Origin of the sequence: Mycobacterium sp. MOTT36Y (genome assembly GCF_000262165.1) — a bacterium.
GTDB classification, from domain to species: Bacteria; Actinomycetota; Actinomycetes; order Mycobacteriales; family Mycobacteriaceae; genus Mycobacterium; species Mycobacterium intracellulare.
Map to the genome: position 1 here is coordinate 5535286 of NC_017904.1, position 26610 is coordinate 5561895.

Annotated in this window: 23 protein-coding genes; 11 read left to right on the plus strand and 12 right to left on the minus strand. The window is 66.8% G+C overall.

The window, feature by feature from the left end; genetic code table 11:
• Window positions 1-27: 27 nt before the first annotated feature.
• The gene (locus W7S_RS25370) at window positions 28-663 is read left to right on the plus strand and encodes a TetR/AcrR family transcriptional regulator (RefSeq protein WP_255348952.1); all 636 of its coding nucleotides are present in this window, start codon (window positions 28-30) and stop codon (window positions 661-663) included.
• Window positions 664-671: 8 nt separating this feature from the next.
• On the opposite strand, the gene W7S_RS25375 is transcribed toward W7S_RS25370, so the two are convergent.
• Window positions 672-1280 carry a TetR/AcrR family transcriptional regulator gene (locus W7S_RS25375; RefSeq protein WP_014383532.1) on the minus strand — a complete coding sequence of 203 codons (609 nt, stop codon included), beginning with the start codon at window positions 1278-1280 and terminating at the stop codon, window positions 672-674.
• Window positions 1281-1348: 68 nt separating this feature from the next.
• On the opposite strand from W7S_RS25375, the gene W7S_RS25380 reads away from it, so the two are divergent.
• Window positions 1349-2179: an alpha/beta fold hydrolase gene (locus W7S_RS25380; RefSeq protein WP_014712577.1), complete on the plus strand. Its 831-nt coding sequence runs from the start codon at window positions 1349-1351 to the stop codon at window positions 2177-2179.
• 73 nt (window positions 2180-2252) lie between these two features.
• On the opposite strand, the gene W7S_RS25385 is transcribed toward W7S_RS25380, so the two are convergent.
• A complete protein-coding gene (locus W7S_RS25385) occupies window positions 2253-3446 on the minus strand; it encodes an IS30 family transposase (RefSeq protein ID WP_369751691.1) in 1194 nt (397 codons plus the stop codon).
• Window positions 3447-3522: 76 nt separating this feature from the next.
• Here W7S_RS25385 and W7S_RS25390 point away from each other — a divergent pair, with 76 nt between their 5' ends.
• Window positions 3523-4284, plus strand: a complete 762-nt coding sequence (locus W7S_RS25390; protein WP_009953161.1) for an SDR family NAD(P)-dependent oxidoreductase — start codon at window positions 3523-3525, stop codon at window positions 4282-4284.
• 85 nt (window positions 4285-4369) lie between these two features.
• Entirely contained in the window at window positions 4370-6001 is a 1632-nt protein-coding gene (gene fadD1 / locus W7S_RS25395; RefSeq protein ID WP_014712578.1) for a fatty-acid--CoA ligase FadD1, read from the plus strand.
• On the opposite strand, the gene W7S_RS25400 is transcribed toward fadD1, so the two are convergent.
• From W7S_RS25400 to W7S_RS25425, 6 genes are read right to left on the minus strand one after another with little or no spacing between them, the layout of a single operon-like run.
• Window positions 5943-6590 (minus strand): MarR family transcriptional regulator, encoded by a 648-nt coding sequence (locus W7S_RS25400; protein ID WP_008262381.1) that lies wholly within the window; start codon window positions 6588-6590, stop codon window positions 5943-5945. The two genes, fadD1 and W7S_RS25400, sit on opposite strands and share 59 nt — an antisense overlap.
• Window positions 6587-7021 (minus strand): Zn-ribbon domain-containing OB-fold protein, encoded by a 435-nt coding sequence (locus W7S_RS25405; protein WP_014712579.1) that lies wholly within the window; start codon window positions 7019-7021, stop codon window positions 6587-6589. Before W7S_RS25405 ends, W7S_RS25400 begins: the two co-directional genes overlap by 4 nt.
• A complete protein-coding gene (locus tag W7S_RS25410) occupies window positions 7018-8178 on the minus strand; it encodes a thiolase family protein (RefSeq protein ID WP_008262386.1) in 1161 nt (386 codons plus the stop codon). Before W7S_RS25410 ends, W7S_RS25405 begins: the two co-directional genes overlap by 4 nt.
• Window positions 8179-8204: 26 nt before the next feature.
• Window positions 8205-8537, minus strand: a complete 333-nt coding sequence (locus W7S_RS25415; protein ID WP_014386116.1) for a hypothetical protein — start codon at window positions 8535-8537, stop codon at window positions 8205-8207.
• A gap of 1 nt (window position 8538) precedes the next feature.
• Window positions 8539-10875: a CoA transferase gene (locus W7S_RS25420; protein ID WP_014712580.1), complete on the minus strand. Its 2337-nt coding sequence runs from the start codon at window positions 10873-10875 to the stop codon at window positions 8539-8541.
• A 2-nt stretch (window positions 10876-10877) separates the two neighbouring features.
• Window positions 10878-12227 (minus strand): amidohydrolase family protein, encoded by a 1350-nt coding sequence (locus W7S_RS25425; protein ID WP_009953152.1) that lies wholly within the window; start codon window positions 12225-12227, stop codon window positions 10878-10880.
• Window positions 12228-12518: 291 nt separating this feature from the next.
• Here W7S_RS25425 and W7S_RS25430 point away from each other — a divergent pair, with 291 nt between their 5' ends.
• The 3 genes from W7S_RS25430 (at window position 12519) to W7S_RS26605 (ending at window position 17357) form a co-directional block, all read left to right on the plus strand.
• Entirely contained in the window at window positions 12519-13496 is a 978-nt protein-coding gene (locus W7S_RS25430; RefSeq protein WP_008262393.1) for a LacI family DNA-binding transcriptional regulator, read from the plus strand.
• A 304-nt stretch (window positions 13497-13800) separates the two neighbouring features.
• Window positions 13801-14799 (plus strand): AAA family ATPase, encoded by a 999-nt coding sequence (locus W7S_RS25435; protein ID WP_014712581.1) that lies wholly within the window; start codon window positions 13801-13803, stop codon window positions 14797-14799.
• Between the two features lie 5 nt (window positions 14800-14804).
• Entirely contained in the window at window positions 14805-17357 is a 2553-nt protein-coding gene (locus W7S_RS26605; RefSeq protein WP_081490143.1) for a S8 family peptidase, read from the plus strand.
• A 507-nt stretch (window positions 17358-17864) separates the two neighbouring features.
• Here W7S_RS26605 and W7S_RS25440 read toward each other — a convergent pair.
• The 3 genes from W7S_RS25440 to W7S_RS25450 are packed head-to-tail and all read right to left on the minus strand — an operon-like array spanning window position 17865 to window position 21739.
• Entirely contained in the window at window positions 17865-18290 is a 426-nt protein-coding gene (locus W7S_RS25440) for a Zn-ribbon domain-containing OB-fold protein (protein ID WP_014712583.1), read from the minus strand.
• 6 nt (window positions 18291-18296) lie between these two features.
• Window positions 18297-19505, minus strand: coding sequence for a thiolase family protein (locus W7S_RS25445; RefSeq protein WP_014712584.1), 1209 nt, complete (start codon window positions 19503-19505; stop codon window positions 18297-18299).
• A gap of 8 nt (window positions 19506-19513) precedes the next feature.
• Window positions 19514-21739 carry an acyl-CoA dehydrogenase gene (locus tag W7S_RS25450; RefSeq protein WP_014712585.1) on the minus strand — a complete coding sequence of 742 codons (2226 nt, stop codon included), beginning with the start codon at window positions 21737-21739 and terminating at the stop codon, window positions 19514-19516.
• 157 nt (window positions 21740-21896) lie between these two features.
• Between W7S_RS25450 and W7S_RS25455 the strand changes: the two genes are divergently transcribed.
• Entirely contained in the window at window positions 21897-22493 is a 597-nt protein-coding gene (locus W7S_RS25455) for a TetR/AcrR family transcriptional regulator (RefSeq protein ID WP_014712586.1), read from the plus strand.
• Here W7S_RS25455 and W7S_RS25460 read toward each other — a convergent pair.
• A complete protein-coding gene (locus tag W7S_RS25460) occupies window positions 22480-23118 on the minus strand; it encodes a TetR family transcriptional regulator (RefSeq protein ID WP_050989404.1) in 639 nt (212 codons plus the stop codon). The two genes, W7S_RS25455 and W7S_RS25460, sit on opposite strands and share 14 nt — an antisense overlap.
• Window positions 23119-23180: 62 nt before the next feature.
• Here W7S_RS25460 and W7S_RS25465 point away from each other — a divergent pair, with 62 nt between their 5' ends.
• From W7S_RS25465 to W7S_RS25475, 3 genes are all read left to right on the plus strand, one after another.
• On the plus strand, window positions 23181-24275 hold the full coding sequence (locus tag W7S_RS25465; RefSeq protein ID WP_014712588.1) for a DUF1214 domain-containing protein: 1095 nt from the start codon (window positions 23181-23183) through the stop codon (window positions 24273-24275).
• Window positions 24275-25447 carry a sulfotransferase gene (locus W7S_RS25470; RefSeq protein WP_014712589.1) on the plus strand — a complete coding sequence of 391 codons (1173 nt, stop codon included), beginning with the start codon at window positions 24275-24277 and terminating at the stop codon, window positions 25445-25447. Before W7S_RS25465 ends, W7S_RS25470 begins: the two co-directional genes overlap by 1 nt.
• Window positions 25448-25528: 81 nt before the next feature.
• Entirely contained in the window at window positions 25529-26608 is a 1080-nt protein-coding gene (locus tag W7S_RS25475) for a DUF190 domain-containing protein (RefSeq protein ID WP_192579428.1), read from the plus strand.
• Window positions 26609-26610 lie beyond the last annotated feature (2 nt).

Here is a 26610-nt window from a genome sequence, read left to right on the forward strand (position 1 = left end):
AGCGCGGGCTAAGTCGGCGCCGATAAACTGGGGCGCATCGCTGCACGCAGAAAGCACAACGCGCCCGAGCGGCGCCGCCAACTCGCCGACGCCGCGATCGAATTGCTGGGCAGCAACGGGGTGCACGGGGTCAGTCACCCGAAAGTCGACGACCACGCGGGCGTGCCGGCCGGCACCACATCGTTTTATTTCCGGACCCGCCGGGCGCTGGTGCACGCCATCGCCACCCGGCTGGCCGAACTCGACGTCGCCGACTTTTCGATGATGGCCGAACTGGCCGAGGATCACGCCACCCAGTTCACCGGCACCGCCGGCCTGGCCCGCATCGTCATGTACGTCAACAGCGAACCCTGGCTCACCCGCGCCAAGGCCCGCTACGAGCTGGCGCTGCTGGCCGGCCGGGACCCGGAACTGGCCGCGGCCCTTAGTGAGTCGGCGGACCGGCTCTACGCCCTGGCCCGCGACGTCGTCACCCAGTGGCACCCCGAGGGCAGCGCGCCGGATCCGGCATTGGTCGACGACCAGGCGACCGCCACCCTGGCCTTCATCAACGGGATCATGCTGACCTTCGTCGCGGGCCAGCCGGCCGTCGACGACCCCGAGCACCTCGACCGGCTCATCCAGGGCGTCATCGCCGGCGTCGCGCACGTGCGCGGTGACTGACCGCCTCGTCAGCGCGCGTCGAACATCCCGTCGATGAGCCGGTGCAGCACTTCCCGGGTCTCGTCGCGCGTGCGGTCCGGGTCATCGGCGGTGGCGATGACCATCGCGGCCTCGTCGAGCGCGCCGATGAGCACGTGCGCCAGCGGCCGCACCGGCTGCTCGGCCAACTCGCCGGCCCGGATCGCCTCGGTGAGCATCTGCTCGGTCATGCCCAGGCTGTACCGCTGTGCGACGTCGCGGAATCCCGCCCAGCCGAGCACGCTCGGCGCGTCCAGCAGGATCAGTTGCCGCACTTCGGGATCGGCGGACACCTCGAGCCAGGCGTCGACCGCGCCCCGGACCGCGGCCGTCGGCGTCGCCGCCCCCGACTCGGCGACCACCACGGCCATCCGCGCCATCACATCCTGCTCGACGACCTCGACGACCTCACGGAACAGCGCCGCCTTGTCGGCGAATTGGTGATACATCGCGCCGCGGGTGACCCCGGCGGCCGAGGCGATTTCGGGCGTTCCCACGTCGGCGTATCCCCGCAGGCCCCAGAGTTTGCGGGCAGCCGCGATCAGCGCCTCGCGGGTGGCCGCGGAGCGCTCCTCCTGGGTGCGTCTCTTGCTTTCCATACAACCTGTTGGTAACTTACGAACAGACAGCCTGTTTGTAAGTGTATCTCTGACGTAGGAGTCCTCATATGTCGACGATCGACATTAGTGCCGGAACCATCCATTACGAAGCAACCGGACCCGAGAACGGCAGGCCCGTGGTCTTCGTGCACGGTTACATGATGGGCGGCCAACTGTGGCGCCAGGTCAGCGAACGGCTGGCCGCCCGCGGATTGCGGTGCATCGCCCCGACCTGGCCGCTGGGCGCACACCCCGAGCCGCTGCGCCGCGGCGCCGATCGCACCATCACCGGCGTGGCGGCCATGGTCGCCGAGGCACTCGCCGCGCTCAACCTCGAGGACGTGGTGCTGGTCGGCAACGACACCGGCGGCGTCGTCACCCAGTTGGTCGCCGTGCACCACCGCGAGCGGCTGGGTGCGCTGGTGCTCACGAGTTGCGATGCGTTCGAACACTTTCCACCGCCGATCCTCAAACCGGTGATCCTGGCGGCCAAGTCGAAGACGACGTTCCGGGCCGTCGCCCAGGCCATGCGGGTGCCCACGGTGCGCAAGCGCGCGTTCGACGGCCTGGCGCACCGCAACATCGACGACCTCACCGAGCTCTGGGTGCGCCCGGCGCAGTCGCTGCCGGCGGTCGTCGAGGACCTGCGCCAGTTCACCCTTTCCATGCGCCCCGAGGTGACGACGACGGTGGCGGCCAGGCTGTACGACTTCGACAAGCCGACGCTCGTCGCATGGTCGGCCGACGACGTGTTCTTCGAGCAGGAGGACGGCGCCCGGCTGGCGGCGACCATCCCCAACGCCCGCCTCGAGGTGATCGCCGGGGCGCGGACGTTCTCCATGGTCGACCAGCCGGACCGCCTGGCCGATCTGCTGTCGACGGTCGCGGTGCGCGCGTAACGCGTTCTGCTTCGCGGTCGTAACGCCACGGCGGAGATCCGAGCCTCAAAGTCAAGTGGCTAATGCATTTTTGTTAGGCGGCTTGGTCGAGGAGGGCGGCCAGGCGTTGGGCGGGGGTGTCGAGGTCAAGGGTTGGGCGCGGTCGTCGGTTGAGGGTGTCTTGGATGCGTTTGAGGTCTGCTGGGGTGTAACCGCTGAGGTCGCTGCCCTTTTCGAACCAGAAGCGCAGGAGGCGGTTGGTGTTTTCGTTGGTGCCGCGTTGCCAGGGCGAGTGCGGATTGCAGAAATAGACCGGGGTGTTGAGTTGCAGGTGAATGTCGCGCCAGCGGGCCATTTCGCTGCCACGGTCCCAGGTGATTGATCGACGAAGGTGTTCGGGTAACTGGCGCATCGCTTCGATCATCGCGCCGGCCACCGTCTCGGCGGTGTGATCGCCGGGCAAATGCAGCAGCATCGTAAAGCGGGTGGACCGCTCGACCAGGGTGCCGATGGCGCTGTTGGGGCCGACGATCAGATCACCTTCCCAGTGGCCGGGCACCGCGCGGTCGGCGGCCTCGGCGGGCCGGTCGCTGATGGTGAACACATCGTGGAATTTCCCCCGCCGTTCGGTGTGGTCCCGGGATTTGCGGGCCGCGCGTTTCGTCGACAAACGCTTACTCAGGTCGGCGCGCAGTTGACCACGAGTTTGGACGTAGAGGCACTGGTAGATGGTTTCGTGGCTCACCCGTGCCAGCCTGTCATCGGGGTGATCGCGCGCCAAGACATCGGCGATCAGTTTGGGACTCCATCCCTGATCCATCCAGTCCTCTATGGCCTCGCATAGCGCGCGGTCTTGGAGTTTGAATGCTTTGGGACGCTTGGCTTTCTTGGCGGCGCGGGCATGGGCAAGACCAGCGTGGTAATCCCCGTCGGGATTGCGATTGCGTTTGAGCTCACGGGAGATGACGCTGGCGTCGCGGTCGAGCTCGTCGGCGATCTCGACCTGGGTGAGGCCCTTGTCCAGACCCCGCATAATCACCAGGCGTTCATCGAAACTGAGCCGGTGTCCCCGCGCGCCCGGCCGGGTCAGATCACCTGGTTCGGCAAGGCCGGTATCAGAGCCCGTACCACTTCGTAATTGCATTGATCCAGCGTCATGCCACCAGCTCCATCCGGTCTGGATCGACACACCGACCTGACGGCCGGCTTCACGCAATGATTCCCCTGCACACACCCGATCAAAGAACTCTCGCCGCATCGAACGCGGATAAGCAACTGACACCTGCAACCTCCTCAAACGTGGAAATTGCATTGACCGTATGAATCTGCCAGCGGGATTTCGCCATGGCGTTACGCTCGCGGGCATGGAACATGTCCTGCAAGGCCGGCGGATCCTGGTGACCGGCGCCGCCACCGGCATCGGCGCCGCCGCGGTAGGGGTCCTGATCGAGGCGGGCGCCGAGGTGGCCGCGACCTATCACCGGACGCCGCCGCCGGAAGGCCTCGCCGCCAAGTGGTTTCAGTGCGACGCGCGTGATCCCGACGGCGTCTCGGCGACGGTCACGGACGCGGCGCACCACCTGGGCGGGCTCGACGTGCTGGTGAACGCCGCGGGGCTCTGGCAGGCCGGCATCCCCGGCTATATCGGCGCCGACGACATCTCGTTCCTGTTGGACACCAACGTCAAGGCAACCATCCTCACCAACCAGGCCGCCTACGCCGTCATGAGGGACCAGGACCCCAAGGGCGGACGGATCATCAACTTCGGCTCGTCGGAAGCCGTTATGGGCAGCCCGATCTCGGCCGTCTACGCCGCGACCAAGGGCGCGGTGCAGGCGTGGACGCGGTCGGCCGCCAAGGCCTGGGCCGCCGACAACGTCACCGTCAACGCCCTGGCTCCCGCCGTGCAGACGCCGGGTGCCGACCGGCTGCGCGACTTTCTCGGCCCCGACGCCGCCGCCCTGATCGACCAGCAGATGAAGATGATGATCCCCCTGGGAGGGACGCTGGGGGACCCCACCCGCGACCTCGGGCCAATGCTGGTGTTTCTGGCCGGCCCCGGCTCGGGCTTCATCACGGGGCAACTCCTGGCGGTGGACGGCGGCCTGATGATGGTGGGTGGATAGGCGGCACGCCGACCGCCGCCGGCCGCTACTATAAGACGGACCGTCTCGTCTCGTAGGGCAGGCAGAGTGAGGGTGAATCGGACCGATGGCTGACGACACGATTCAAGCGCTGCTGCGCAAGCGCCTATCCGATTCATCGATCGCGGTGAAATACGGTGATGCGCAATGGAGTTGGCGTCAGTATCTGGAGGGCTCGACGGCGCGGGCCGCGGCCTTGCTGGCCGCCGCCGATCCGTCCCGGCCGGTGCACGTCGGCGCCCTGCTGGGAAACACCCCCGAGATGCTGAGCCAGATGGCGGCGGCCGGGCTCGGCGGCTACGTGCTGTGCGGCCTGAACACCACCCGCCGCGGCGAGGCCCTGGCCGCCGACATCCGCCGCGCGGACTGCCAGGTCGTGGTGACCGACGCCGAGCACCGCCCGCTGCTGGACGGCCTGGACCTGGCGGACACGCGCGTCCTCGACACCTCGACGCCTCAGTGGGTCGAGCTCATCGACTCCGCAGGCGAGCTCACTCCGCATCGGCAGGTCACCGCGATGGACGCCTTCATGATGATCTTCACGTCGGGAACGAGCGGAAATCCCAAGGCGGTGCAGGTATCTCACTTCATGGCCACGGTCGCCGGGCTCAGCCTGGCCGAGCGATTCACCCTCACCGACCAGGACACCTGTTACGTGTCGATGCCGCTGTTTCATTCCAACGCGGTGGTCGCGGGATGGGCGCCGGCGGTGTGCTCGGGTGCCGCGATCGTGCCGGCGAAGTTCTCGGCGAGCAACTTCCTCGACGACATCCGCCGCCACGGCGCCACCTACATGAACTACGTCGGCAAGCCGCTGGCCTACATCCTGGCCACCGCCGAACGCGACGACGACGCCGACAATCCGCTGCGGGTGGCGTTCGGCAACGAGGCCAACGACAAGGACATCGAGGAGTTCGCGCGCCGGTTCGGTGTGCAGGTCGAGGACGGCTTCGGGTCGACCGAGAACGCCGTCATCGTGATCCGCGAACCCGGCACGCCCAAGGGCTCCATCGGGCGGGGCGCCGACGGGGTGGCCATCTACCACAGCGATACCGTCACCGAATGCGCGGTCGCCCGGTTCGACGCCGACGGGGCACTCGTCAACGCCGACGAAGCGGTGGGCGAGCTGGTGAACACGGCCGGCTCGGGTTTCTTCACCGGCTACTACAACGATCCGGACGCCAACGCCGAGCGCATGCGCCACGGCATGTACTGGTCCGGAGACCTCGCCTACCGCGACTCCGACGGCTGGATCTACCTGGCCGGCCGCACCGCCGACTGGATGCGGGTCGACGGCGAGAACCTGGCCGCCGCGCCCATCGAGCGGATCCTGTTGCGCCACAGCGCGATCAACCGGGTCGCGGTCTACGCCGTCGCGGACGGCCATGTCGGCGATCAAGTGATGGCAGCCGTCGTGCTCAACGACGGCCACACGCTGGCGCCCGACGAATTCGAAGCGTTCCTCGACGCCCAGCCCGACCTGTCCCCCAAGGCGCGCCCACGCTACGTCCGCATCGCCGCCGACCTGCCCAGCACCGCCACCCACAAGGTGCTCAAGCGCCAGTTGATCGCCCAGGGAACCGCGATCGGGCAGGGAGAAGTGTTGTGGGAGCGCGAATCCCGCGGGACAGCCTATGCGGTCACGGGCTCCGGGGCTCCCTACGGCGGATCTGCCCCTTCGACCGTCGCACCCGTTTGACCGGATCGCGGGTGGTGCCGGCGGCGATCTCGTCGCGCAGCTGGGTGATGTTGGAGATCTCCGCGTACAGCCCGCGGATCGCGTAGTCCAAAACGGCGAAGGAGTAGCGCTGTTCGGGGTCGTCGGTGATGCCGAGCTCGCGGGAACGCTGCCGCGACCACAGCGCCTCGTCGAGGCGGGCCCGGGTCGCGTCGAGATGGCGGTCCAGGGTGTCCAGGACGTGTTCGGGGTCCTCGCCGCGGGCCAGCCAGGTTTTGAGGATGACGGGGTGTTTGATGACCACTTGGTCCTGCCCCGGGAAGTGCTGCACCCAGCGGCGCAGCGCGTCGAGCCCGGCCTCGGTGGTCTCGTACAGGGTGATGGCGCGCTTGCCGGACTGGGCGCCGGTCTCGCTGACCATTCCCCGGGCCAGCAGCCTGGTCAGTTCGCGCCGCACGTGGCTGACCGACGGGGACCAGTAGAAGTGGCCGACGGACAGTTCGGCGCGCATCTTGATCTCGCCGGCGGTGAGTTGCTCGTCGTTGGCCGCCAGCACGCCCAGGACCAGGTAGGCGGTGACCGGAAGTCCGTTGCTGGTACGGGGACTCACGAACTGTCGGTTCCTTCCGCGGTGAAGTACGGAAGCGTCACGCCGGGACCGACGTCGTGGAATCGCACCCGCACGCGCAGGCCGACCTCGATGTCCTCCGGCGGCACACCGACGACGTTGGTCAGCATCTGATAGCCCTCGTCGAGCGTGACGATCGCCGGCGCATACGGCGGTTCGAACTCGGGTGTCACCGGCCGATAAACCACCGTCCAGCTGTAGATCTCGCCGCGACCGCTGCCCTCCCGCCAGTCGACGACCTGCGAAAGGCATTGGCGGCAATGCTCGGTCGGGGGAAAGTTCGCCAGGCCACACCCCGCGCAACGCTGATAACGCAGCTGCCGCGACCGGCAGCCCTCCCAGAACGGCACGCTGACCTGGCTGCTCGCGTGCGGGACGGGGCCGGTTTGGGGTCGCAATGGATCAGAGGTCACCGTGGCTCGTCTCCCAAAATCAGTACCGTCGTGAACAACGCCCCCGCTCCCCCGTTGCTACACAACGCGATATGCGCATCGGGGACTTGAAGATCGCCGGCCTGGCCGCGCAACTGCTGAACCGCTCGGATGGCGCGCTGCATCATCTGCGGGTTGGAGCCCGCGTGGCTGAACGACATGGTCCCCCCGTCGGTGGTGATCGGATGGCTGCCGTCGATGGCGATGTGGCCATCGGCGACGAACGGCCCGCCCTCGCCGTCGCCGCAGAAGCCGAATGCCTCGAGCTGGCGGATGATTTCGAAGGAGAACGGGTCGTAGAGTTCCAGCACGTCGACGTCTTCGCGGCGCAGCCCGGCGTGGGTGAATGCGCACTCGGCCGCGCGCCGGCCCACCACACCGTTCACGTGATCGCCGCGCCGCCCGGCCAGGTCGTACGCCGGTGGGTGCTGGTAGGAGGGACCGTGAAAGTCCGCGCCGCTGCCCAGGACGTAGATGGGTTGACTCTTGACGTCGATGGCGTCGACGTTGGCCACGACGAGCGCGCACCCGCCTTCGGACGTGGTCGCGCAGTCCAGGAGATGGAACGGGTCCGCGATGGGGCGCGACGCGGTGATGTCCTCCGGCGCGAACGGGCCCCGCTGGTAGTAGACGGCTTCTGGGTTGCGCGAACCGTTGTTGCGGATGGTCGCGGCGACGAGCGAGAGTTGTTCGCGCGTGGTGCCGTAGACGTGCATGTGGCGCCGGGCGATGAGCGCGAATTCGGCGGTGGTGAACATGCCCCAGGGCGCGACGAATTCGTTTTCGGGCCGGGTCCACGGCGCGGTGGCCTCGTGGTCGCGGTATTCGCCGGCCTGCGCCGCGACCAGCACCACCACGTCCGCCATGCCGTGCTCGATCGCGGTGACCGCCTCGGTGATCATGCCGACCCCGAAGGCCAGGCCCTGCCAGGCCGGGCCGATCCGCAGGTCGTAGATCAACGAGGTCGACTGCGGGCTCGCGCTGATGCCGTCGACGTCGTCGAGGGTCAGCCCGGCATCGTCGAGCGCGCCTAGGATCGCCTTGATCGCCAGGCCGCGCGACGTTTCGCCGTCCAACCGACGTCCCTGCCGGGTGTTGTGCACCCCGACGATCGCCGCGGTGCGCCTCGTCGCGCTCACCGATGTTCCATTCCCGTTACCGCCGTTCAGTTTTCGTCCGCGACGACACCCAGGTAGGTGCCCCTGACCTCGTATCGTCTCCCGTCGCGGGTGATGGTGCCGATGATGGTGCCGGGCGCGGGGCTGTGATCGGTGCCGGCCACTGCCACGACGTCGATCCGCACGTCCACCGGTCGCGCCGTCTGCGGGTCGGTGATCTCGACGACCATCGCCACCGCGTGTTCGTCCTCGTCCCATTCCACGCTGGTGATGCGGTGGCGGGCGGTCAGCTCCATCACCACCGAATCCCGGCGCACCAAGAAGCGCACCGGCGCGCACAGCTCCCCGGCACGGGGCGGCACGCACAGGCTGACCGCCATGTCACAGGCCCGCCGGCCGGTCGCTGATGGTGCCCGAGCGCCGCAGGTCGGCCAGGTCCGCTTCGCTGTGCCCGAGAATGTCGGTGAGTACCTCTTGGGTGTGCTGCCCGTAGAGCGGTGGCACCCGCCGGATCCAGCGTCTCGGCCGGTCGAGGAATGCGAAAGGCATTCCGGTGCACAGGAAAGAACCGGCGACGGGATGGTCGACCGTCTCCCAGAAGCCGCGTGCGTGCAGGTGTGGATCGGTCAGCAGCGCCGCGGCGGGGGTGACGCGCGCGGCGGCCACGCCGGCGGCGCGCAGCGCGTCGACCGCTTCGGTCACCGAGCGCGTCGCGGCCCAGGCGCAGATCAATTTGTCGATGTCGTCGGCCCGTTCGTCCCACGCGGTGTCGTGTAGATCCGGCTGGTCGAGCAGCCCGGCCAGCGACCCCCGGGCGGCGGCGTCCAGCGCGGCGAGCGCGACCCATTCGTCGTCGCCGCGACAGCGGTACACGCCCTGGGGGGACGCGCCGGGGCCGCGGTTCCCGTTGCGCCGCAGGACGATTCCGTTGCGCGAGTACTCGACCAGCATTTCGGCGGCCACGTTGAGCGCCGCCTCGACCATGGTCGATTCGACCTGCATGCCGGCACCCTCGCGGTCGCGGATCGCCAGTGCGGCCACGGCGGCGAAGGCGGCGTGCAAGCCGGCGATCGGGTCGCACACTCCGCGCGGAATCACGGGCGGACCGTCGGCGTGGCCGGTCATCCACGCCATGCCGGTCGCCTGCTCCATCGTCTGCGCGAACCCGACGCGATCGCGCCACGGGCCATCGAGGCCGAAGGCGGGCATCCGCACCATGATGGCGTGTGGGTTGGCGGCGCGGACCGCGTCCCATTCCAGGCCGAAGTTCGCCATCACCCGGGGCGAGAAGTTCTCGATGACCAGATCGCTGGCGGCGATGAGTTCCAGCGCGACGGATCGCCCGGCATCGGTGCCCAGATCGACGCTGACCCCGCGCTTGTTGTTGTTGCTGCATAAGAAGACCGGGCCACACTCCCACCATTGATCCCAGTCGGGAGGGCGGCCCGCGGAGAACCGCATGCCGTCGGGCCGCCGGACGCCCTCGACCTTGATCACGTCGGCGCCCAGGGCGCCGAGCAGTTGCGTGGCGACCGGGCCGGCCCAGAACGCGGTGAAATCGGTGATCCGCACGTCGGACAGCGGAAGCGCGTCGGCCTCGTCGGTGCGGGGCGGCTCGGGTCGCGGCGGCCAGTGCAGGCGTGCGTTGTCGGCGCCGAGCGCCGGGGGCTGCCTGGGCGGCCTGGTCGCCATCGCCTCGCTGCGATACGGCACCCGCGGCGCCAGCACCCCGTCCCGCGATTCGACGAACACGCCGCGTTCCACGAAATGGTCCAGTTTGGGCAGCATCTCGGGAGACGCTATGGGGGCGACCGGGATCCGGAAGGCCACGGCGACGTCGACGATCTCCTGGGTGGTGCGGCTTCTGGTCCAGGCGGTGACCATGTCCAGGAACTCGTCGCGGCGCGCGACCCGTCCGGCGAAGGACGCCAGCTCGGCGTCGCCGACGAGATCGGCGCGGTCGATCATCACCAGGAAGTCCTGGAACTGCTGCGCGGTGATGGTGCAGAAGCCGACCATGCCGTCGGCGGTGGGAACGATCGACGGCAGCTCCAAACTGCGTTCGTGTAGCAGCGAATCGGGGCCCAGCACGCTCGCCGACATCGCCGACAGGCCGCCCATGGCGATCACCATGGCCTCGTACGTCGAGACGTCGATGACCCGGCCGCGGCCGCTTCGGGAGGCGTGCCGCGCCGTGGCCGCGGCGGCCGCCGCGGCGAACGTGCCCGCTAGCCATTCCCCGAGCCGCCCGCCGGCTTGCACCGGTTCGTCGTCCGGCCAGCCCCGCCCGGCGATCGATCCGCACAGTGCCTGCAGGATGAATTCGTTGGCCGCGACCTGGTTTTCGGCGTAGGGGCCGGTGGTGCCGAACGGTGTCACGGCCACCACCACCGCCGACGCGGCGGTGTGCGCGGTGATGCCGTCGAGCGTCCATCCGTCGGTCAGGTCGGTGAGCACGAGGTCGGCGCCGGCCAGCAGCGACGCGACCTCTGCCTGGCCGCGGTTGATCACCGACTTCTTGCCCGCGGCGAGATATCCGAACAGCGCCCCCGGTGGCCCGCCCGCCGCCGACCAGGCGCGCAGCGAATCGCCCTGCGGGGATTCGATTTTCACCACCTCGGCCCCGGCGTCGGCGAACATCTTGCCGCAGTAGGACACCGCCAGTCCGTTGCACAACTCCAGCACGCGCCAACCCGCGAACGGCGCCGCACCCGCCACGTTCAGTTACCCAGGGTGGTGGCGCGTCCGGCGATGCCGGCCGCCTCGGCCGTCACGGGCGCGGCCGCTCCGGCCTGCAGGGCGAACTGCGTCATCCGGGTCCACGCGTCCCGGTCGCGCTGGCTGGCTCGGCGGCCGACGTGGGTGACGACGTCGACATCGGTGGCCTGCGCGCGCAGCCGGCCGGCCCTCGCCTGTTCCTTCGGGATGTGTTGGAAGGGGTCGAATGAGTACGCGGCCATGGCGTTTTCGTGGGTGATCTTGTCGATGACCCGGTCGTCGAGGTGGCCCATGGTGGCGATGATGTCCTCCGGCGCGAACGGCCAGTTGCTGTCGGAGTGCGGGAAGTCGGACTCCCAGCACAGCATGTCCTCGTTGAACCACTCCATGTTGTGGACGCCGACCTTGTCACTGATGAAGCAGGTGTAGAAATGCCGCTTGAACACATCGGTGGGACCACTGTAGCCGGGCGGGAACGTCGCCAGCGTCCACCCCGAGTGACGGTTGTACACATGCTCGGCGCGCCAGAGGAAGTATGGTATCCAGCCGACGTCGCCCTCGGTGAGCGAGAACTTCAATTGCGGGAAGTCCGCCCAGAACTCCGCCCAGATCAGTTCGGTGAAGGTGAACATGCTCATCATCGACGACGCCGTCATCTGCACGCTGGGCGGCGCGTCGGTCGACACCTGCGGGGAGCGGGAGGCAGAGCCGACGTGCGTGCACAGCACCGTCTTGTTCTCGCACGCGGCCTCGAACAGCGGATACCAGTACTTGGTGTGAATGCTGGGCATCTGCAACGCTTCCGGATTCTCCGAGAACGTCACCGCGTGACAACCCTTGTCGGCCAGGCGTTTGACTTCCTTGGCGGCCTCGGCCACATCGAACAGCGGCAGGATGCCGCACGGGATGAACCGGCCCGGGTACGCCCCGCACCATTCGTCGACGTGCCAGTCGTTGTAGGCCTTGATCATCACCAGGTTGACCTCGCGGTCGGGGCCCTGGTTGAGGACCTGGCCGGAGAATCCGGTGAAGTTCGGAAAGTTCAACCCCGCCAGCTGCCCGCCGGCGTTCATGTCGCGGACCCGCTCATCGACGTTGAAGCAGCCCGGCCGCATCTCGTCGTAGCGCGAGGCGTCGATGTTGTACATCTCGCGGGGCTTGCCGGCCACGGCGTTCAGGCCCATGTTTCGGCCGCGGACCTCGCCGTAGTACCACTGCTGGACGCCGTCGGGTTCGAGGACCACCCGCGGGGCGCGGTCCTTGTACTTGGCGGGAACGTGGGCGTCGAACATGTCGGCCGGCTCGGCGATGTGATCATCCACGCTGATCAGGATCAGATCGTCCTTGTTCATGCCGGGCTCCTCGGTCAATTTATAGTGACTAGTAGATAATGGTGCCGATCACAGTGTCAACGACGCGCGGTGCGTTGGACACAGCGCGGCGCCCTTGTGTCTTCCGCTGCATCGCAACGAGACAAGGCGCTGGCGGGCTTCGCGTCCTGTTCCTGGCGGCTCGGGCACGACGTTCCCGGCACATGTGGACTAATAGTCCACGTGATGCGGCTCCACCACACGACATCCTGCGGTGCCGGTGGGTCTCGCATGCCACCATGGGGCATGACCGGGCCCGGAAGGTGACGGAAGTTGAGCAGCAATAAGGCGGCGCGTCCGACCACCGCGGACGTGGCCCGGTTGGCCAGCGTGTCGACCGCCACGGTCAGCTACGTGCTGAACAACGCGCAGGGCCGGCGGATCTCCCCCGAAACCCGCGACGCCGTCTACCGCGCCGCCAAACTCCTCGGTTATCGGCCCAACCTCGCCGCCCGCAACCTCGCGCGCGGCAAAAGCGGTGTGGTGCTCTACGTGGTGCCGCACGTGGCCGTGGGCGAGATGCCGATGCAGGCGGGCAGCCGCATGACCACGGCGCTGGCCCGCCAGGGTCTGCTTCAGGTCCAGGTTTTCGAGACCGACGACGATCATCATGTCGTCGATGCGATCGAGAACCTGGACCCGGTCGCGATCACCAGCCTGTTCCCGCTGAGCGCGGCCGCCCGCGAGGCGGTGGCCAAGGCCGGCATCCCGCACATCGAGATCGGGACGCTGCCCGCACTCAACAACCCGCATCTTTCGGTCGGCGAGATGCGAGTCGAGCACCTCGTCGAGCGCGGCCATCGTCGAATCGCCTTCGCGTACACCGGGGTTGACCGCTGGAGGCCGCTGGGCGACTACTGGTTCGAAGGCGTGTCGCGGGCCGCGCGGGCGCGCGACCTGCCACCCGTGCGAGTCGACCAGGTCACCCTGGACAACGCCGCCGACGTGGTCACCGGATGGGTGGGCGACGGGGTCACCGCCGTCTGCGCCCAAAGCGACGAGATCGCCTGCCTCGTCCTCTACGGCATCCATCGGGCGCGGCTGCGCTGTCCGAGCGACCTCGCGGTGATGGGTGTCGACGCGAGTCCCATGGGCATGGTCAGCACCCCACCGCTGACCACCGTTCAGTTCGACCCCTGCGCGGTCGCCGACGCCGCCCTCGCCGCCGTCTTCGAGCGGCTGGGGCAACCCGCCCCGCCCTCCCCCGAGCTGACGGACATCGCCCACCTGGTGGTGCGGGCGTCGACTTAGCATTGTCAACCTGATGAAAGTTCAGCTGGAGCGCACCGCCTGGTGGAATCCTTCGACAGACATTGTCGATGTCCAGTGTGCGGACCGAGGAAGATGCTGGACCCTCCGACGCGATCCAGATTTGGTGGTTCTTGTCGGTGGTGGGCTGCATCCTATTGGTGGGTGGTCACCTGTCATGAGCCCAGGGACGTTGAACTCGGTTCCGCGAGCGTGGTTTCGCTGATAGGTGTACCGCCGATAGGTACACTCGCTCTACGATCTGCCGACCCGGTTGGGGCGTCGACGAACTGGAGGGAGGTCAGCGATGGCGACGAACGACCAACTCAAGGCACTGGTCAAGAGCCACGCTGATCGCGACGATCCCCAATTCTATTCCGTTGCTATGCAGGTGGCGGCGAAAGCAGCCCGAGCTGGACAGGCGAAGTTTGCACAGGAGCTCCGCGACCTCGTTGACGAATTACGCGAGAAGGGCGCAACGCAGTCAAAAGTCGCGTCAGTCGTGCCCGTCGCGCAGCCTCGTGGCGAACTCGGCTCATTGCTGACTGTAAGTTATCCGGATGCTCGTGTTGGGGACCTTGTCCTATCACGCAAGCTAGACGAGCAGTTACGGCAAGTCTTGCTTGAGCAGCGTCAGCGTGATGTCTTGCGGCGCCATGGACTTCATCCCGCGAGCCAGGTCCTACTGATAGGTCCTCCAGGGACCGGAAAGACCTCGACGGCGCGGGTCATTGCAGGCGAACTCGGTCTGCCGTTGTTCGCTATCCGACTCGACATGATTATCACGAAGTACATGGGCGAAACGGCAGCGAAACTGCGTCTGATCTTCGATGCGCTCGTCGAAACGAGAGGTGTGTACCTATTCGATGAGGTCGATGCGCTTGCAGGCGATCGCGCGACCCCGAATGACGTCGGCGAGATCCGCCGTGTCCTGAACTCGTTTCTACAGTTCCTAGAGGAAGAACAATCCGGAAGTCTCGTGGTCGCAGCGACGAATCATCCACAGCTACTAGACAAGGCCATTTTCCGCCGCTTCGACACGGTCATGGACTTCGCGTTACCGGACGACGACGCTGTTAAAGCAGTCATCCGTAACCGGCTTGTTGCCTTTCAGACCGGGAATTTGAGCTGGACTCGGGTAATTGCTGCTGCCCGTGGTTTAAGCCATGCCGAGATTACGACCGCCGCTGAGAACGCCGCGAAGCGCACCGTTCTATCGAAGCGTAAGCGAATCCTGACCGGCGATCTGATTGCGGCTCTCAAGGAGCGACCTCGCACGATTGCGCATCGTGAGTCGCCCGCCTAGGCAGCATGGCTGAACGCGATAGACCGCACATCGTTGTGCGAAACCTCCCCACATCCGAGCCGTTCACCCTCGCGAGCGCTGGCGGCGGAATCGAAAAGGAGCCCTTCGCCGGAGACCGACCGAGTCACGGCCGGCGGCTCACCCGTGAGCTTCAAGATGCAATTTCTCCGCCGACTGATGAAGCCGAGACCGCCGGAGCCTACGTAACTTTCGTGTCATTTCCTGGGCTAGAACTCGCGTTGGAGAGTCTTGACCCGCAGTCCTCTGGCGAACAGCCTGAGCTGCTCGCTGTGCGCCGGATCGCAACCGATGACGGTGACATTCAGATGGCAACCGTATTTATACCTGACGGTAAGAAGCAGTACTTTTTCAAGCGACTGTCCGCCTATGTTGAGACTGCGTCGAACGATAAGGCGCGTCATGCCGCGCTGGTTGAATGCATACAGTCCATCCGTCGGGCAACTATTCGTGAGCTATGGACCGACCCGGATGAGCAATTCCCGGATGACCACACCGAATTACGATGGTGGGAGGTGTGGTTACGAAACCGTGATAGTCACGAGCTCCAGCGGTTCACCGCATTCGCATCTGAGCGACGGCTACGTACAAGTCAGCATTACCTCGGCTTCGGGGATCGGACGGTCGTTCTACTGCGCGCCACTGCCGACCAGCTTTCGCAGACCTTCGAATCGCTGGATGACATCGCGGAACTACGGCGACCGCATGATGTAGCAAGTTTCCTCGCCGAGCTTCCTGCCTCCGAACAGATGCCCTGGGCAGATGATCTGTTGAACCGTCTGCAAGCCGCCGACGGCGATGCACCAGTGGTGTGCGTCCTGGACACCGGCGTTCAGGACAGCCATCCTCTGCTGACTGCGTCACTCGATGCGCTCGATGTCCATCGAGCTGACGCTAGCTGGCAGGTTCAGCCGGTCCATCCACACGGAACAGAAATGGCAGGTCTGGCCCTATACAGAGATCTTCAAAACGCCATCACCGGCGCCCACACTGTCGAACTCCTGCACCGCCTGGAATCCGTGAAGTTCTTACCCGACACGGGCGGCACTGATCGCGATCTCTACGGTGCCATTACTGCCCGCTCAATCGACCGACCCGAGATCCAGGCACCCGACCGTCCCCGCGTTTTCATGCTCGCGGTGACCGCGCCCAGGCCCAACCCCATCGATGGCGAAACCGAGCCGGCCGAAAACTATGAGGCGGGCCGGCCAACATCCTGGTCAGCGGCGATTGACGCGCTAGCCTTCGGCCGCGCTATCGATGACACGGACCTCAAGTTCACCTACCTAGACCGCGACGAACCCCGTCGGCCCCGACTTTTCGTCGTCTCCGCCGGGAACATCAGAGATCTCAACGCCGACGACGACCATCTCGCCCGCAGCGATCTAGAACCGATCGAAGACCCCGCCCAGGCTTGGAATGCCCTTACAGTGGGCGCATACTCAGCACACGACGACATGGCTAACGCACCAACGGGATTCGAAGACTACGTACCAATAGCGCCGCGTGGCGAACTCGCGCCTGTAAGTCGCACCTCTGTTGTGTTTGACAGGAAGAAGTGGCCCTTCAAACCAGATGTGGTCGCAGACGGCGGGAACGTCGCCGCTTCGCCGGACGGCACCGGGGTCGATACGCCTCCGAACCTCGCATTGCTCACAACGCGACTTCAAGGATTAGGACAGGGTCTTTTCACGACTACACGCGATACTTCCGCTGCCACTGCCCAGGTTGCAGCGATCGCCGCTGATATTTGTGCCGCTTACCCAGATCTCAAGCCCGAGACGGTGCGTGGACTTGTAGTCCATTCCGCACAATGGACGGAAGCGATGGAAAATCGCTTCGCGGCAGAGTCCAATAAGACACGACGTGGCAGCTTGCTACGCCGATACGGCATGGGTGTGCCCGACCTCGCGCGGGCATGCCAAAGTGCAATTGACGCGCTCACTCTTGTTGCAGAGGCACGCATACACCCGTACGAGCAAGGAGCCTCGAGCGCCGCAAAAGTTCGCGAGATGAACGTGCACCAGCTCCCATGGCCAACCGCAGCGTTAGAGTCGTTGGGCGACGTTACCGTTCACCTACGGGTCACACTTTCCTACTTCATCGAGCCGAATCCCTCCAGCCGTGGCTGGACGGGCAGGTACGTGTACCCCTCACATGGTTTGAGGTTCGCGACTCGACGCCCGGAGGACAGTATCGAAACGTTCCGTCAGCGGATCAACACGCGAGCGCGCGCTGAAGGTCAGACACCGCCGTCCCTCGAAACCGAAACCGGCTGGCTGTTCGGCGCCAACCAGCAACAGAGCCCCGGATCAATTCACACCGATATCTGGTCAGGGTCAGCCATTGACCTGGCCAGCAAGGGCGCGATCGCCGTATATCCAGTAGCGGGCTGGTGGAAAAATCGCCGCAGCTATGACCAGAGCAATGAAGGCGTTGACTACTCACTGATCGTCAGCATCGAATCACGTGAAGTCGAAATCGATTTGTGGACACCGGTAATGCAGCAGATCGCAGCTGAAGTCCAGATTGAGACGTAAGAGGAGCGAACTGCAGCCTCCGCGTCTCCTTAAGTATCCTGTCCGCATCAGCGCCGGCCCATCGCCGGAAACCTAAGGACCTAAGCATCTGCTTCACCTTCGCAAGCCCATGTTGGTGAACTCCCGTGTCCGGCCCGTATAAGAGTCACTTACTCCGAATTGCCTGATCTCCAAATATGTTTGAGCTTCTACTGAATGAACGTCGTGAGGCAGACGGTTTTATCGCAGCGCTACTAACGACATGTTAATAGATTGCGCTCTATTGACCGCCCACGCCACGGCCATCGGCATCTCCGTCCAGGAGCACATGGAATGCCGGCTGAAGCCCAAAAAGAGCACCAGTCCGCTGTACCTCTTCGGCGTGGATTGCACATCGCCTGGCCCACATTGGTGTGGCCGGGGCGTCGGCATAGTATGCAAAATTCTGCTTGGTCGGTGACCCGCGCGCTTTATGTTGCGGAGGAAAGGTATCAGCAGTCACTGTGAGATCCTTCCATGCTCCAAGCGTCAGTCGGCGGGCTCGTAACGCAGGAGCGTGACGTCGTGTTCCGGGTAGTCGCAGAACACCGGCTTCACCCGCATCCCCACCCGCAGGCGGGCCGGGTCGACCCGATCGCTGGGCAAGACCATCTCGGTGGAAAACCTTGGGCCCTCGTCCCATTCGACGATGGCGAGTAGCTGGGGCACGGCATCGGCGAAGTGCGGGCTGACCGGCCGGTGGGCCACGGTGTAGGAGTACAGCGTCCCCATCCCGGAGATCTCGCGCCATTCCAGGTCGTCGGCCAGGGTGCGCGGCGCGCGCACCCGCGGATAGAACACATACGCCTGCAGCGACGGCGAATACTGGATGACGATGCGGTGCTGCGCGAGCGCGTCCCAAAACGGCGCGCTGGTAGGGGTTTTGACGGGCATCGGCCGCTCGAAGGTGGTCATCGGTGATCAGTCTCCCTCGAGGATGAGCGTGGTCTGCTCGGACAGGATCCCGCCGTTGCCGGACACGAAGGCGCGGTGGCAGTCGGCGACCTGCGCCGCCCCGGCGCGGCCCATGATCTGGCGGGTGGCGTCGCAGACGTGGTGCATGCCGCCGGCCAGACCCGCCTGGCCGAAGCCCAATTGGCCGCCGGCGGTGTTGAGCGGGAAATCGCCGCGGAACGTGAGGTCGTGGCCGGCGACGAACTCCATCCCCTTGCCCTTCTCACAGAACCCGGCGTCTTCGAGGGAGAGCAGCACGGTGATGGTGTAGCAGTCGTAGATCGAAACCATGTCCATCTGCCCCCGGGTCAGGTCCGTCATGGCGAAGGCCGTGTCGGCGGCTGCGGCGATCGGGGTCTGCAGCAGGTCCTGGGCGTAGGTCGGCGTCTTGAACGGCACATGCTCGCCAAATCCCTTGACCCACACCGGCCGATTGCGGGAGCGCCTGGCGACGTCGGCGTTCGCGACCACGACGGCGGCGCCCCCCACACACGGCATCACGATCTCCAGCATGTGCAGCGGGTCGGCGATGACCGGGCTGGCCAGGACGTCATCGACGGTCAGTGGCTTGTCCTTCCAGATCGCGCCCTCGGTGTGGTTGGCGTTGGTGCGCTGGTCGACGACGATCTTGGCCATCGCCCGCTCGTCGTAGCCGTAGATCGCCGCGTAGCGTTGGGCGACCTGGCCATACGGTCCGTTCTGGCCGAGATTTCCGTAGGGGATCTCGAATTCGGCCTGGGGCGAGCCGTATTGGTTGCTCGACGACCCGAAATACAATGCGTCGCCGAGCGATCTGGGTTTCTTCGGCGACATCGGGGTGATGTACCGGGCGGGCAGCGCGCACAAGACGGCGTCGCAGATGCCGAGTTCGACGGCGGCGGCGGCCCGCCACACCATGGCCGCGGCGCTGGCGCCACCCAGGTCCACGTGTTCGGCGAACCTCGCCCCCACTCCGAGGTATTCGGCGATGGTGGAGGGGACGAAGATCTCCGACTCGGCCAGATGTGACGCCACGATGCCGTCGACAACCTCGAAGGGCAGTCCCGCATCGGCGAGCGCGGCGGCGCCGAGTTCGGCCCATTGCTCGATGACGAAGGGGGCGGGCGACGCCTTGGTCATGCGTTCGGGTGGCAGTTCGACGTACCCGACGATCGCGGCCTCGCCACGTAAACCCATGAGCCGTCCTACTTTCGGGGTAGTCCGAGGATCATCTGCGCGATGATGTTGAGCTGAATCTCCCTGGTTCCCCCGCCGATCAGCTCGGCCGGCAGATGCAGATAGGGCTCCACCACCGCGGTGTCGGGGTCGTCGACCATCGCGACCTGCCCGGTGAGCTGCAGCGTGGCCTGGAATGTGCGCCGCAGCAACACATTCATCGCGACCTTGGCGATGCTGGACGCCGGGCCGGACGCCTGACCGTCGAGCAGCCGAATGGTTTCGCGCACCCCGAGTGCCCTGATCGCGTTGGTGTAGGCGTCGAGCTCGCCGAGCTCACGCAACGCGTCGTCACGGTCCGGTCCGGGTTGAGCGGCGAGCCGGCGCAGCGCGACGGCCCGGTCGAACTTGACGTATCCGCTGATGGCCGAACGCTCTTCGGCCATCGTCGCGATCGCCAGGCTCCAACCATCGGTGGGGCCACCCAGCAGCATCTCGTCGGGAATGAACACGTCGTTGAGGAACACCTCGTTGAAATGCGCCTGCCCGGTCGCCGTCTTGATCGGCTGGATCTCCACCCCGGGGGAACGCATATCGAGAATGAAGTAGCCGATGCCGCGGTGCTTGCTGGCTTCGGGGTCGGTGCGCGCAAGGAGCGCACCCAGGTCGGCGTATTGGGCCAACGACGTCCAGATCTTGTGGCCGTTGATCCGCCAGCCGCCATCGACCTTGGTCGCGCGGGTGGTCAGCGACGCGAGGTCGGAGCCGGCTCCCGGTTCGCTGAACAGCTGACACCACAGGATGTCGCCGCGTTGGGTCGCCGGGATCAGCCGCTCCTGCAAGTCTTTTGGCGCGGCAGCCAACACCGAGGGCAGGATCCATTCGGCGATGTTCAGCGAGGGCCGAACCAGGCCGGGTCGCTTGGCGAACTCCTCGTCGATGATGAGCTGTTTCAACGGATCCGCATCGACGCCCCACGGCGCCGGCCAGTGCGGCGCCATGAGGCCGGCGTCGGCGATCAGCGTGCGTTGCGGCCCGGTGGCGAGGTGCTCATAGTCGCCGTGCGGCGCGGGTTTGTCGTTGCGCAACTGCAGAGCCGCATCGAGCCTCTCGGCCACCCAGGAACGGAATTCGGGCTCGGCGTCGCCGAGGTTCACCGACATGTCGCGCGTCTGGGTGCAGGTGAGCTCCCCCAGCCGCCGCGCCCAGCGGTTCGCCGGGCCGATGGATCCCGCCAGGCTGATGGCCCGCCGCCAGTACAGGTGCACGTCGTGCTCCCAGGTGAAACCGATGGCGCCGAGCATCGTCAACGCGTCGAGCACCAGGTCCGGGGTGGGCGAGATCGCGATCACGGCCGCCCCGGCGGCGGCCATCCTGTGCTGATCGAGTGATTCGTCGACGGCGCGCACCGCGTCCCAGGCCGCCGCGGTGGCCAATTCGCTGTTGACCAATAGCATTGCCGCGCTGTGTTGCAACGCCTGGAACGTGCCGATCACCTTGCCGAATTGTTCGCGGCTGCGCAGGTGGGCGGTGACGGCCTGCAGGCACCACTGGACGATGCCGGACGTCGTGGCGGCGACGAGACCCAACAGCACACAACGCGCGCGTTCCGCGTCGATCCCGGTGAGTGCCTCGTCGTCCGTCGCCGTGTAGTCGTCCAGACGCATGATCCCGGCATCGGCGACGAGGTCGGTGCCGCGGACGGGTTCGACTGTCACCGCGCGCTTTTGGGTGTCGACCGGCACCCAGACGACGTCGCCTTCCCGGGTCGGCGCGCCGACCAGGATGATCCGCGCCGCGCACACGCCCGGTGTTACCTCCGACGCCCCGCTGAGGGCCCACCGCCCGTCCACGGCCCGGGCGTGCAGATCCCCGTCGCCCGGAAGCACGACGGCGGCGGTGACGCCGGCCGCGAGGTCACGCACCAGTGATTGCGCGCTCGGTGTCGGATCGGCGAGCAAGGCGACCGCACCCGCGGCCACCGTCGGCAGTAGCGGGCCGGGCAACAGCGACTTGCCCGCCGCCTCCAGCACGCACGCGGCGTCGATCAGCCGTCCGCCCTGGCCGCCGAGGTCCTCCGGCAGGTGCACGGCATGAAACCCGTTGCCGACCAGCGCATCCCACCATCCTGGTGGGCGGCCCGCCGCGAGCTCGTCGAAGCTGGCGCGTGTCGTGGCGATCGGGGCGTTGCGGGCAGCGAACTGCCCGACGGCGTCGCAGAGCTCCTGTTGTTCCGGGCTCAGCCCCAGGGTCATGCGGGCGGCCGCATAGTGACTGACGATGGCCGCACTGATTGCTACCCTTTCGGCTCCGGATGCGAGTCTGACAAGACGGACCGTCTCGTCTTGTGGCAGACTACCGGGGGTAGTCAAGATATGTAAAGCGGGCCAGCGCCGCAGTGAGGACCACCAGATGCCAAGCGATCTCACCGAGGTGGGCACGCCGGCGAACACGCCCCGGCGTCGCAGCGAGAAGTCCCGCACGGCGATCGTCACGGCGACGCGCGAACTGCTCCTCGAGCGCGGGTTCGACGGCCTGTCCATCGAGGCCGTCGCCGCCCGCGCCGGCGTGGGCAAGCAGACCATCTACCGCTGGTGGCCCACCCGACCCGCGCTGGTCGCCGACGTCATGCTGGAAGACGCCGACACGCTGCTCGCGTCGGTCAACCACAGCGGCGATCTGGCAGCCGATCTGGTGAGGTGGGTCGGCAAGCTGTTCGCCAGCCTGACGACGCCGCGGGGTTCGGCCATGCTGCGCACCCTGACCGTCGCCTGCATGGAACACGAGGACACCGCCGTCAAGTTGCGCGCGGGATTCAGTGCGCCGCTGCACGATAGCGTGCGGGCCCGGTTGCTCGCCGACGGCATCGACGAGGCGGTCGCCGAATCGGCCGCGGACGCCATCGTCGGCGGCGTGGTGTATCCGATCCTGTCCGGCGCGCAGCCCTACTCCCGACGGCGGGCGGAACGGACCACCCGGCTCATCGTGGACGCACTCAGCCGGGGCTGACCGCCGCCGCGCGGTCGACCGAGATTGCGGCCAGCCCCCGGCTCACCCGGTCGGGCAACGAGCCGCCGTGGCTGAGCCAGTCGTCGAGGGCGATGCGCACCGCCGCCATCGCCAGCGCGCCGATCAGGCGCGGCCGCGGATCGTGGGCGGCCAGCCCGGCCATCCGCGGCGCGACGAGCTCGGCGATCGCCACCTCGTAGCGGACATAGACGTGCAGCGTCCACGCGTCCAGCGTCTCGGATGACCTTGTCAGCGTGGCCAATTCGCGCACCTGGTTCTCGATCTCGGCGAAGTCGCGGGCGAGTTCGCCGAACGCGCCGATGACCGCCTCGATCGCGCCGAGCTCCGGCGGCTGGCCCGCGAGGGCGGCGGTGATCCGGTCGAGCCAATGGCCATTCATGCCCTCGGCCACGGCGTCTTCCTTGGAGTTGAAGTACCGGAAGAAGGTCGCGCGGCCGATGTCGGCGGCGTCGGCGATGCGGTCCACGGTCGCCCCCGCCAGACCCCGACTGGCGACCAGCCGGGCGGCGGCGGTGGCGATGCGCTGACGCATGGCCGCTCGCTTCCGTTCGGCCAGCGACGTCACCGGCACCGAAGCCGGCGCACAAGCGGACGTAGCAGACATGCCCCCACCCTGTTCTCCCGAATCGACACCACAAGCCTAAGACATAGTCTTAGCATGAGACGATGTCTCAGACTGGTGTTCCGTCCGTCCCGGCCGCCCCGAAGGCCCGCGCCGCGCTGGAGTTCTTCCAGCAGATGCTCACCGACGTCAGCAAGATCGTGGCCGAGGACGCCGAGTCCGAACGCGAACTCGCCGAAGGGTTGCGGGTGGTGGCGCGGGTGTCCTCGCTGTGCGCGCAAATGTCGGTCGAGGCCGACCCGGACCGGCCGTCGTTCTTCGATATGTGTTCGGACAACCGAATGGTGGGCGGCCCCAACCCCGACGGCAACTACTACCTGGCGATGATCCGCGGGGACCGCCGCTACCGGATCACCGGCTCCCGCGGCACCAGCGCCTACCTCGGCTTTCAGATCCTGGCCGGCACCGGGCTGACCCCGCGGCGGATGGCGGGCTACGTCAGCGACACCGACCTGGCACTGAATGAGGGCGACTTCACGCTCGTCCTGTCCGCCGACGAACCGCCCGACCTGGCCGGCGCGCAGTGGGTGAAGATCCCGGCCGACGCGTCGTCGGTGGTCGTGCGGGAGTACACCGGTGACCGGGCCGCCGAGAAACTCGCCGCGCTGCGCATCGAAGCGCTGGACCCGGGCCCGCTGACGGCGCTGACCGACGACGAACTCGCCGATCAGTTCACCGCGATGGCGTGGTCCCTGATGAAGCTCACGACCCTGCACCGCACCATCAAGCCCGAACTCCTGGAAACCCCGAACACCTTGCTGACGGCCCAGGCCGCCGATCTGGGCGCGGCCGACACCACGCCGGACAACCTCTACATGATGGGAACCTTCCGGCTCGAACCCGGCCAGGCCCTCGTACTCGACATCGCACCACCCAACACGCGGTACTGGAACGTCACTCTGGAAAGCATCTGGCACGAATGCCTGGAGCCGCGCCGCCGGCACAGCTCGGTGACCAACCGCGGTGTGCGGCCCGACGCCGGCGGCCGCGTGCGAATCGCGGTCTCCGACGAGGACTTTGGGCTCGGTCATTGGCTCGACACCGGCGGCCGGCAGCGCGGGTTCATCGTCCTGCGCTGGCTGGACAACCCGAGCCCACCCGACGTGACGGTGTCGGTGCACCAGGGACGGCAGCGGTGATGACGTTGCAGGACCGGTTCGCCCCCGAACGGCTGATCGCCGCCGCCTGCGAGGAAGTCGGCAGCGACGACTTCGGCGCCGAGGGCTGGCGTCCCGGGCTGCACCGCGTCACCGACGGGTTGATCAACGATGCGCGGCTATCGGATATCGGCGTCGAGATCGCTCACCTCGACCTCATGCGCGCCCTGAAGAACCGGCTCGGCGTTATCGCTTGGCGCAAGCAACATCCCGAGGTCGCCGCGCAGAAGATCACCGCGCCGATATTCATCGTCGGCCAGCCACGCACCGGCACCACGATCCTCTACGACCTACTCGCCCAGGATCCCGAGCTGCGCGCCCCACTGACCTGGGAGGTCGACGAGCCCTGCCCCGTCCCGCAGCCCGACACCTACCGCGACGATCCGCGTATCGCCCAGATTCAGGCCAGCATCGACATGTCCGAACAGATCATGCCCGGCTTCTTGGCTTTTCATCCGATGGGCGCCCTGGTCGGGCAGGAATGCGTGCGCATCACCGCGGCCCAGTTCGTCAGCATGATCTTCTCGGTGCAGTATCGGCTACCGGGCTATTACCGCTGGCTGCTGTATGAAGCCGACCACGCGGGGGCGTATCGCTTCCATCGAAACTTCCTGCAGCACTTGCAGTCCGGTGTGCCCGGCCAGTGGTTGCTGAAATCGCCAGCGCACCTGTGGCAGCTGGACGCGCTGCTGGCCGAATACCCGGACGCGCTGATCGTGCAGACACACCGCGATCCGGTCAACGTCATCTCGTCGATCGCCGCGCTCACCCATCACCTGCGCCGGATGTGCAGCGACGAATCCAGCATCACCGAGTGTGCGGCCCAGTCCTACGAGGAGATCGTCGTCGGCCTGGACCGGGAGATGGCGTTGCGCGACAGCGGCGCCGTGCCCGCGGGGCGCGTCATCGACGTGCGGTTCGCCGATTTCATGACCGACCCGTGGACCACGATCAAAGACATCTACCGGCGGCTGGACCGCGAGCTGCGGCCCGACACCGAGCAGAAGATGCGCGAGTTCCTCGCCTCCCATCCCTCCGACGGTGGGCACGGCCGTTACACCTGGTCGGACACGGGGCTCGATGCCGGTGAGGTCCGCGAGCGGGTGACCGCGTATCAGGACCGCTACGGGGTACCGGCCGAACCGCTGCGGTGAGGCGTCCGGACGGCATCGAACGCGCCTGCGGTGCATAGCCTCTCCGAGCGGTAGGCTCGCCGCAAGGCGATGGGAGCGGCGGTGGATGAAGATTGTCTGAAGCTCACCACCTATCTGGCGGAGCGCCGGCGGACCGGCGACGGCTTTGTCTCCGATGTGCTGCTCGGCCTTTATGAGCGGCACCGCATCGCTGCCGGCGTGGCGCTGCGCGGCATCAGCGGCTTCGGCACGATGCGCCATTTTCGTACTGATCAGTCGTTGACGCTGTCGGAAGATCCGCCCGTCGTGATCGTCGCGGTCGACACCAGAACGAAGATCGAGGCACTGCTCGACCCCGTGCTGACGATCAAACAACGCGGCCTGGTCACCTTGGAGCGTGCGCGGCTCCTGCACGAGGACATCGGATCCCCGCAGCTGCCCGAGGACTTGCACGAGGCCGTCAAATTGACGATCTACGTCGGCCGCAAGCAACGCGTGAACGGGACGCCGGCCTACATCGCCCTCTGCGACTTGATGCACCGGCGCGGCCTGGCCGGCGCCACGGTGCTGTTGGGCGTGGACGGTGTCGCGCACGGAGAACGCCAGCGCGCCAATTTCTTTGGCCGCAACGCTGACGTTCCGATGATGATCGTCGTCGTCGGCTCCGGTGAGCGCATCGGCCGCGTGTTGCCCGAACTCGCCGGGCTGCTGCGAACGCCGTTGTTCACCCTCGAACGGGTCCGCGTCTGCAAGCGCGACGGACAGTTTTTGGAACGACCGCACGCCCTGCCCGGAACGGACGAACACGGCTTGCCGCTGTGGCAGAAGCTGACGATCTACACCTCCGAGTCGGCGCAGCGCGGCGGCGCGCCGATTCACCGCGCGATCGTCCAGCGGCTACGCCAGGCCGGGACCGCGGACGGCGCCACCGTCCTGCGTGGCGTGTGGGGGTTTCACGGCGATCACCCGCCCCACGGCGACAAGCTGCTCTCGCTGACTCGCCGGGTACCCGTGGTGACCATCGTGATCGACACCCCGGCCAACGTCGCCGAATCCTTCGCTGTCATCGACGAATTGACGAGCGAAGAGGGACTGGTCACCAGTGAAATGGTGCCCGCGTTGGTGTCCGACGAAGGCGACAGCGGGCAGGGGCCGCCGCGCATGGCCCGGCACCGCTATTAGCG

Bases quoted from the DNA above. Each gene is read 5' to 3' on its own strand.
- W7S_RS25375 (WP_014383532.1), bottom strand. From the start codon at position 1,280: ATGGAAAGCAAGAGACGCACCCAGGAGGAGCGCTCCGCGGCCACCCGC.
- W7S_RS25380 (WP_014712577.1), top strand. From the start codon at position 1,349: ATGTCGACGATCGACATTAGTGCCGGAACCATCCATTACGAAGCAACC.
- W7S_RS25390 (WP_009953161.1), top strand. From the start codon at position 3,523: ATGGAACATGTCCTGCAAGGCCGGCGGATCCTGGTGACCGGCGCCGCC.
- fadD1 (WP_014712578.1), top strand. From the start codon at position 4,370: ATGGCTGACGACACGATTCAAGCGCTGCTGCGCAAGCGCCTATCCGAT.
- W7S_RS25415 (WP_014386116.1), bottom strand. From the start codon at position 8,537: ATGGCGGTCAGCCTGTGCGTGCCGCCCCGTGCCGGGGAGCTGTGCGCG.
- W7S_RS25425 (WP_009953152.1), bottom strand. From the start codon at position 12,227: ATGAACAAGGACGATCTGATCCTGATCAGCGTGGATGATCACATCGCC.
- W7S_RS25435 (WP_014712581.1), top strand. From the start codon at position 13,801: ATGGCGACGAACGACCAACTCAAGGCACTGGTCAAGAGCCACGCTGAT.
- W7S_RS26605 (WP_081490143.1), top strand. From the start codon at position 14,805: ATGGCTGAACGCGATAGACCGCACATCGTTGTGCGAAACCTCCCCACA.
- W7S_RS25440 (WP_014712583.1), bottom strand. From the start codon at position 18,290: ATGACCACCTTCGAGCGGCCGATGCCCGTCAAAACCCCTACCAGCGCG.
- W7S_RS25445 (WP_014712584.1), bottom strand. From the start codon at position 19,505: ATGGGTTTACGTGGCGAGGCCGCGATCGTCGGGTACGTCGAACTGCCA.
- W7S_RS25450 (WP_014712585.1), bottom strand. From the start codon at position 21,739: ATGACCCTGGGGCTGAGCCCGGAACAACAGGAGCTCTGCGACGCCGTC.
- W7S_RS25455 (WP_014712586.1), top strand. From the start codon at position 21,897: ATGCCAAGCGATCTCACCGAGGTGGGCACGCCGGCGAACACGCCCCGG.
- W7S_RS25460 (WP_050989404.1), bottom strand. From the start codon at position 23,118: ATGTCTGCTACGTCCGCTTGTGCGCCGGCTTCGGTGCCGGTGACGTCG.
- W7S_RS25465 (WP_014712588.1), top strand. From the start codon at position 23,181: ATGTCTCAGACTGGTGTTCCGTCCGTCCCGGCCGCCCCGAAGGCCCGC.
- W7S_RS25470 (WP_014712589.1), top strand. From the start codon at position 24,275: ATGACGTTGCAGGACCGGTTCGCCCCCGAACGGCTGATCGCCGCCGCC.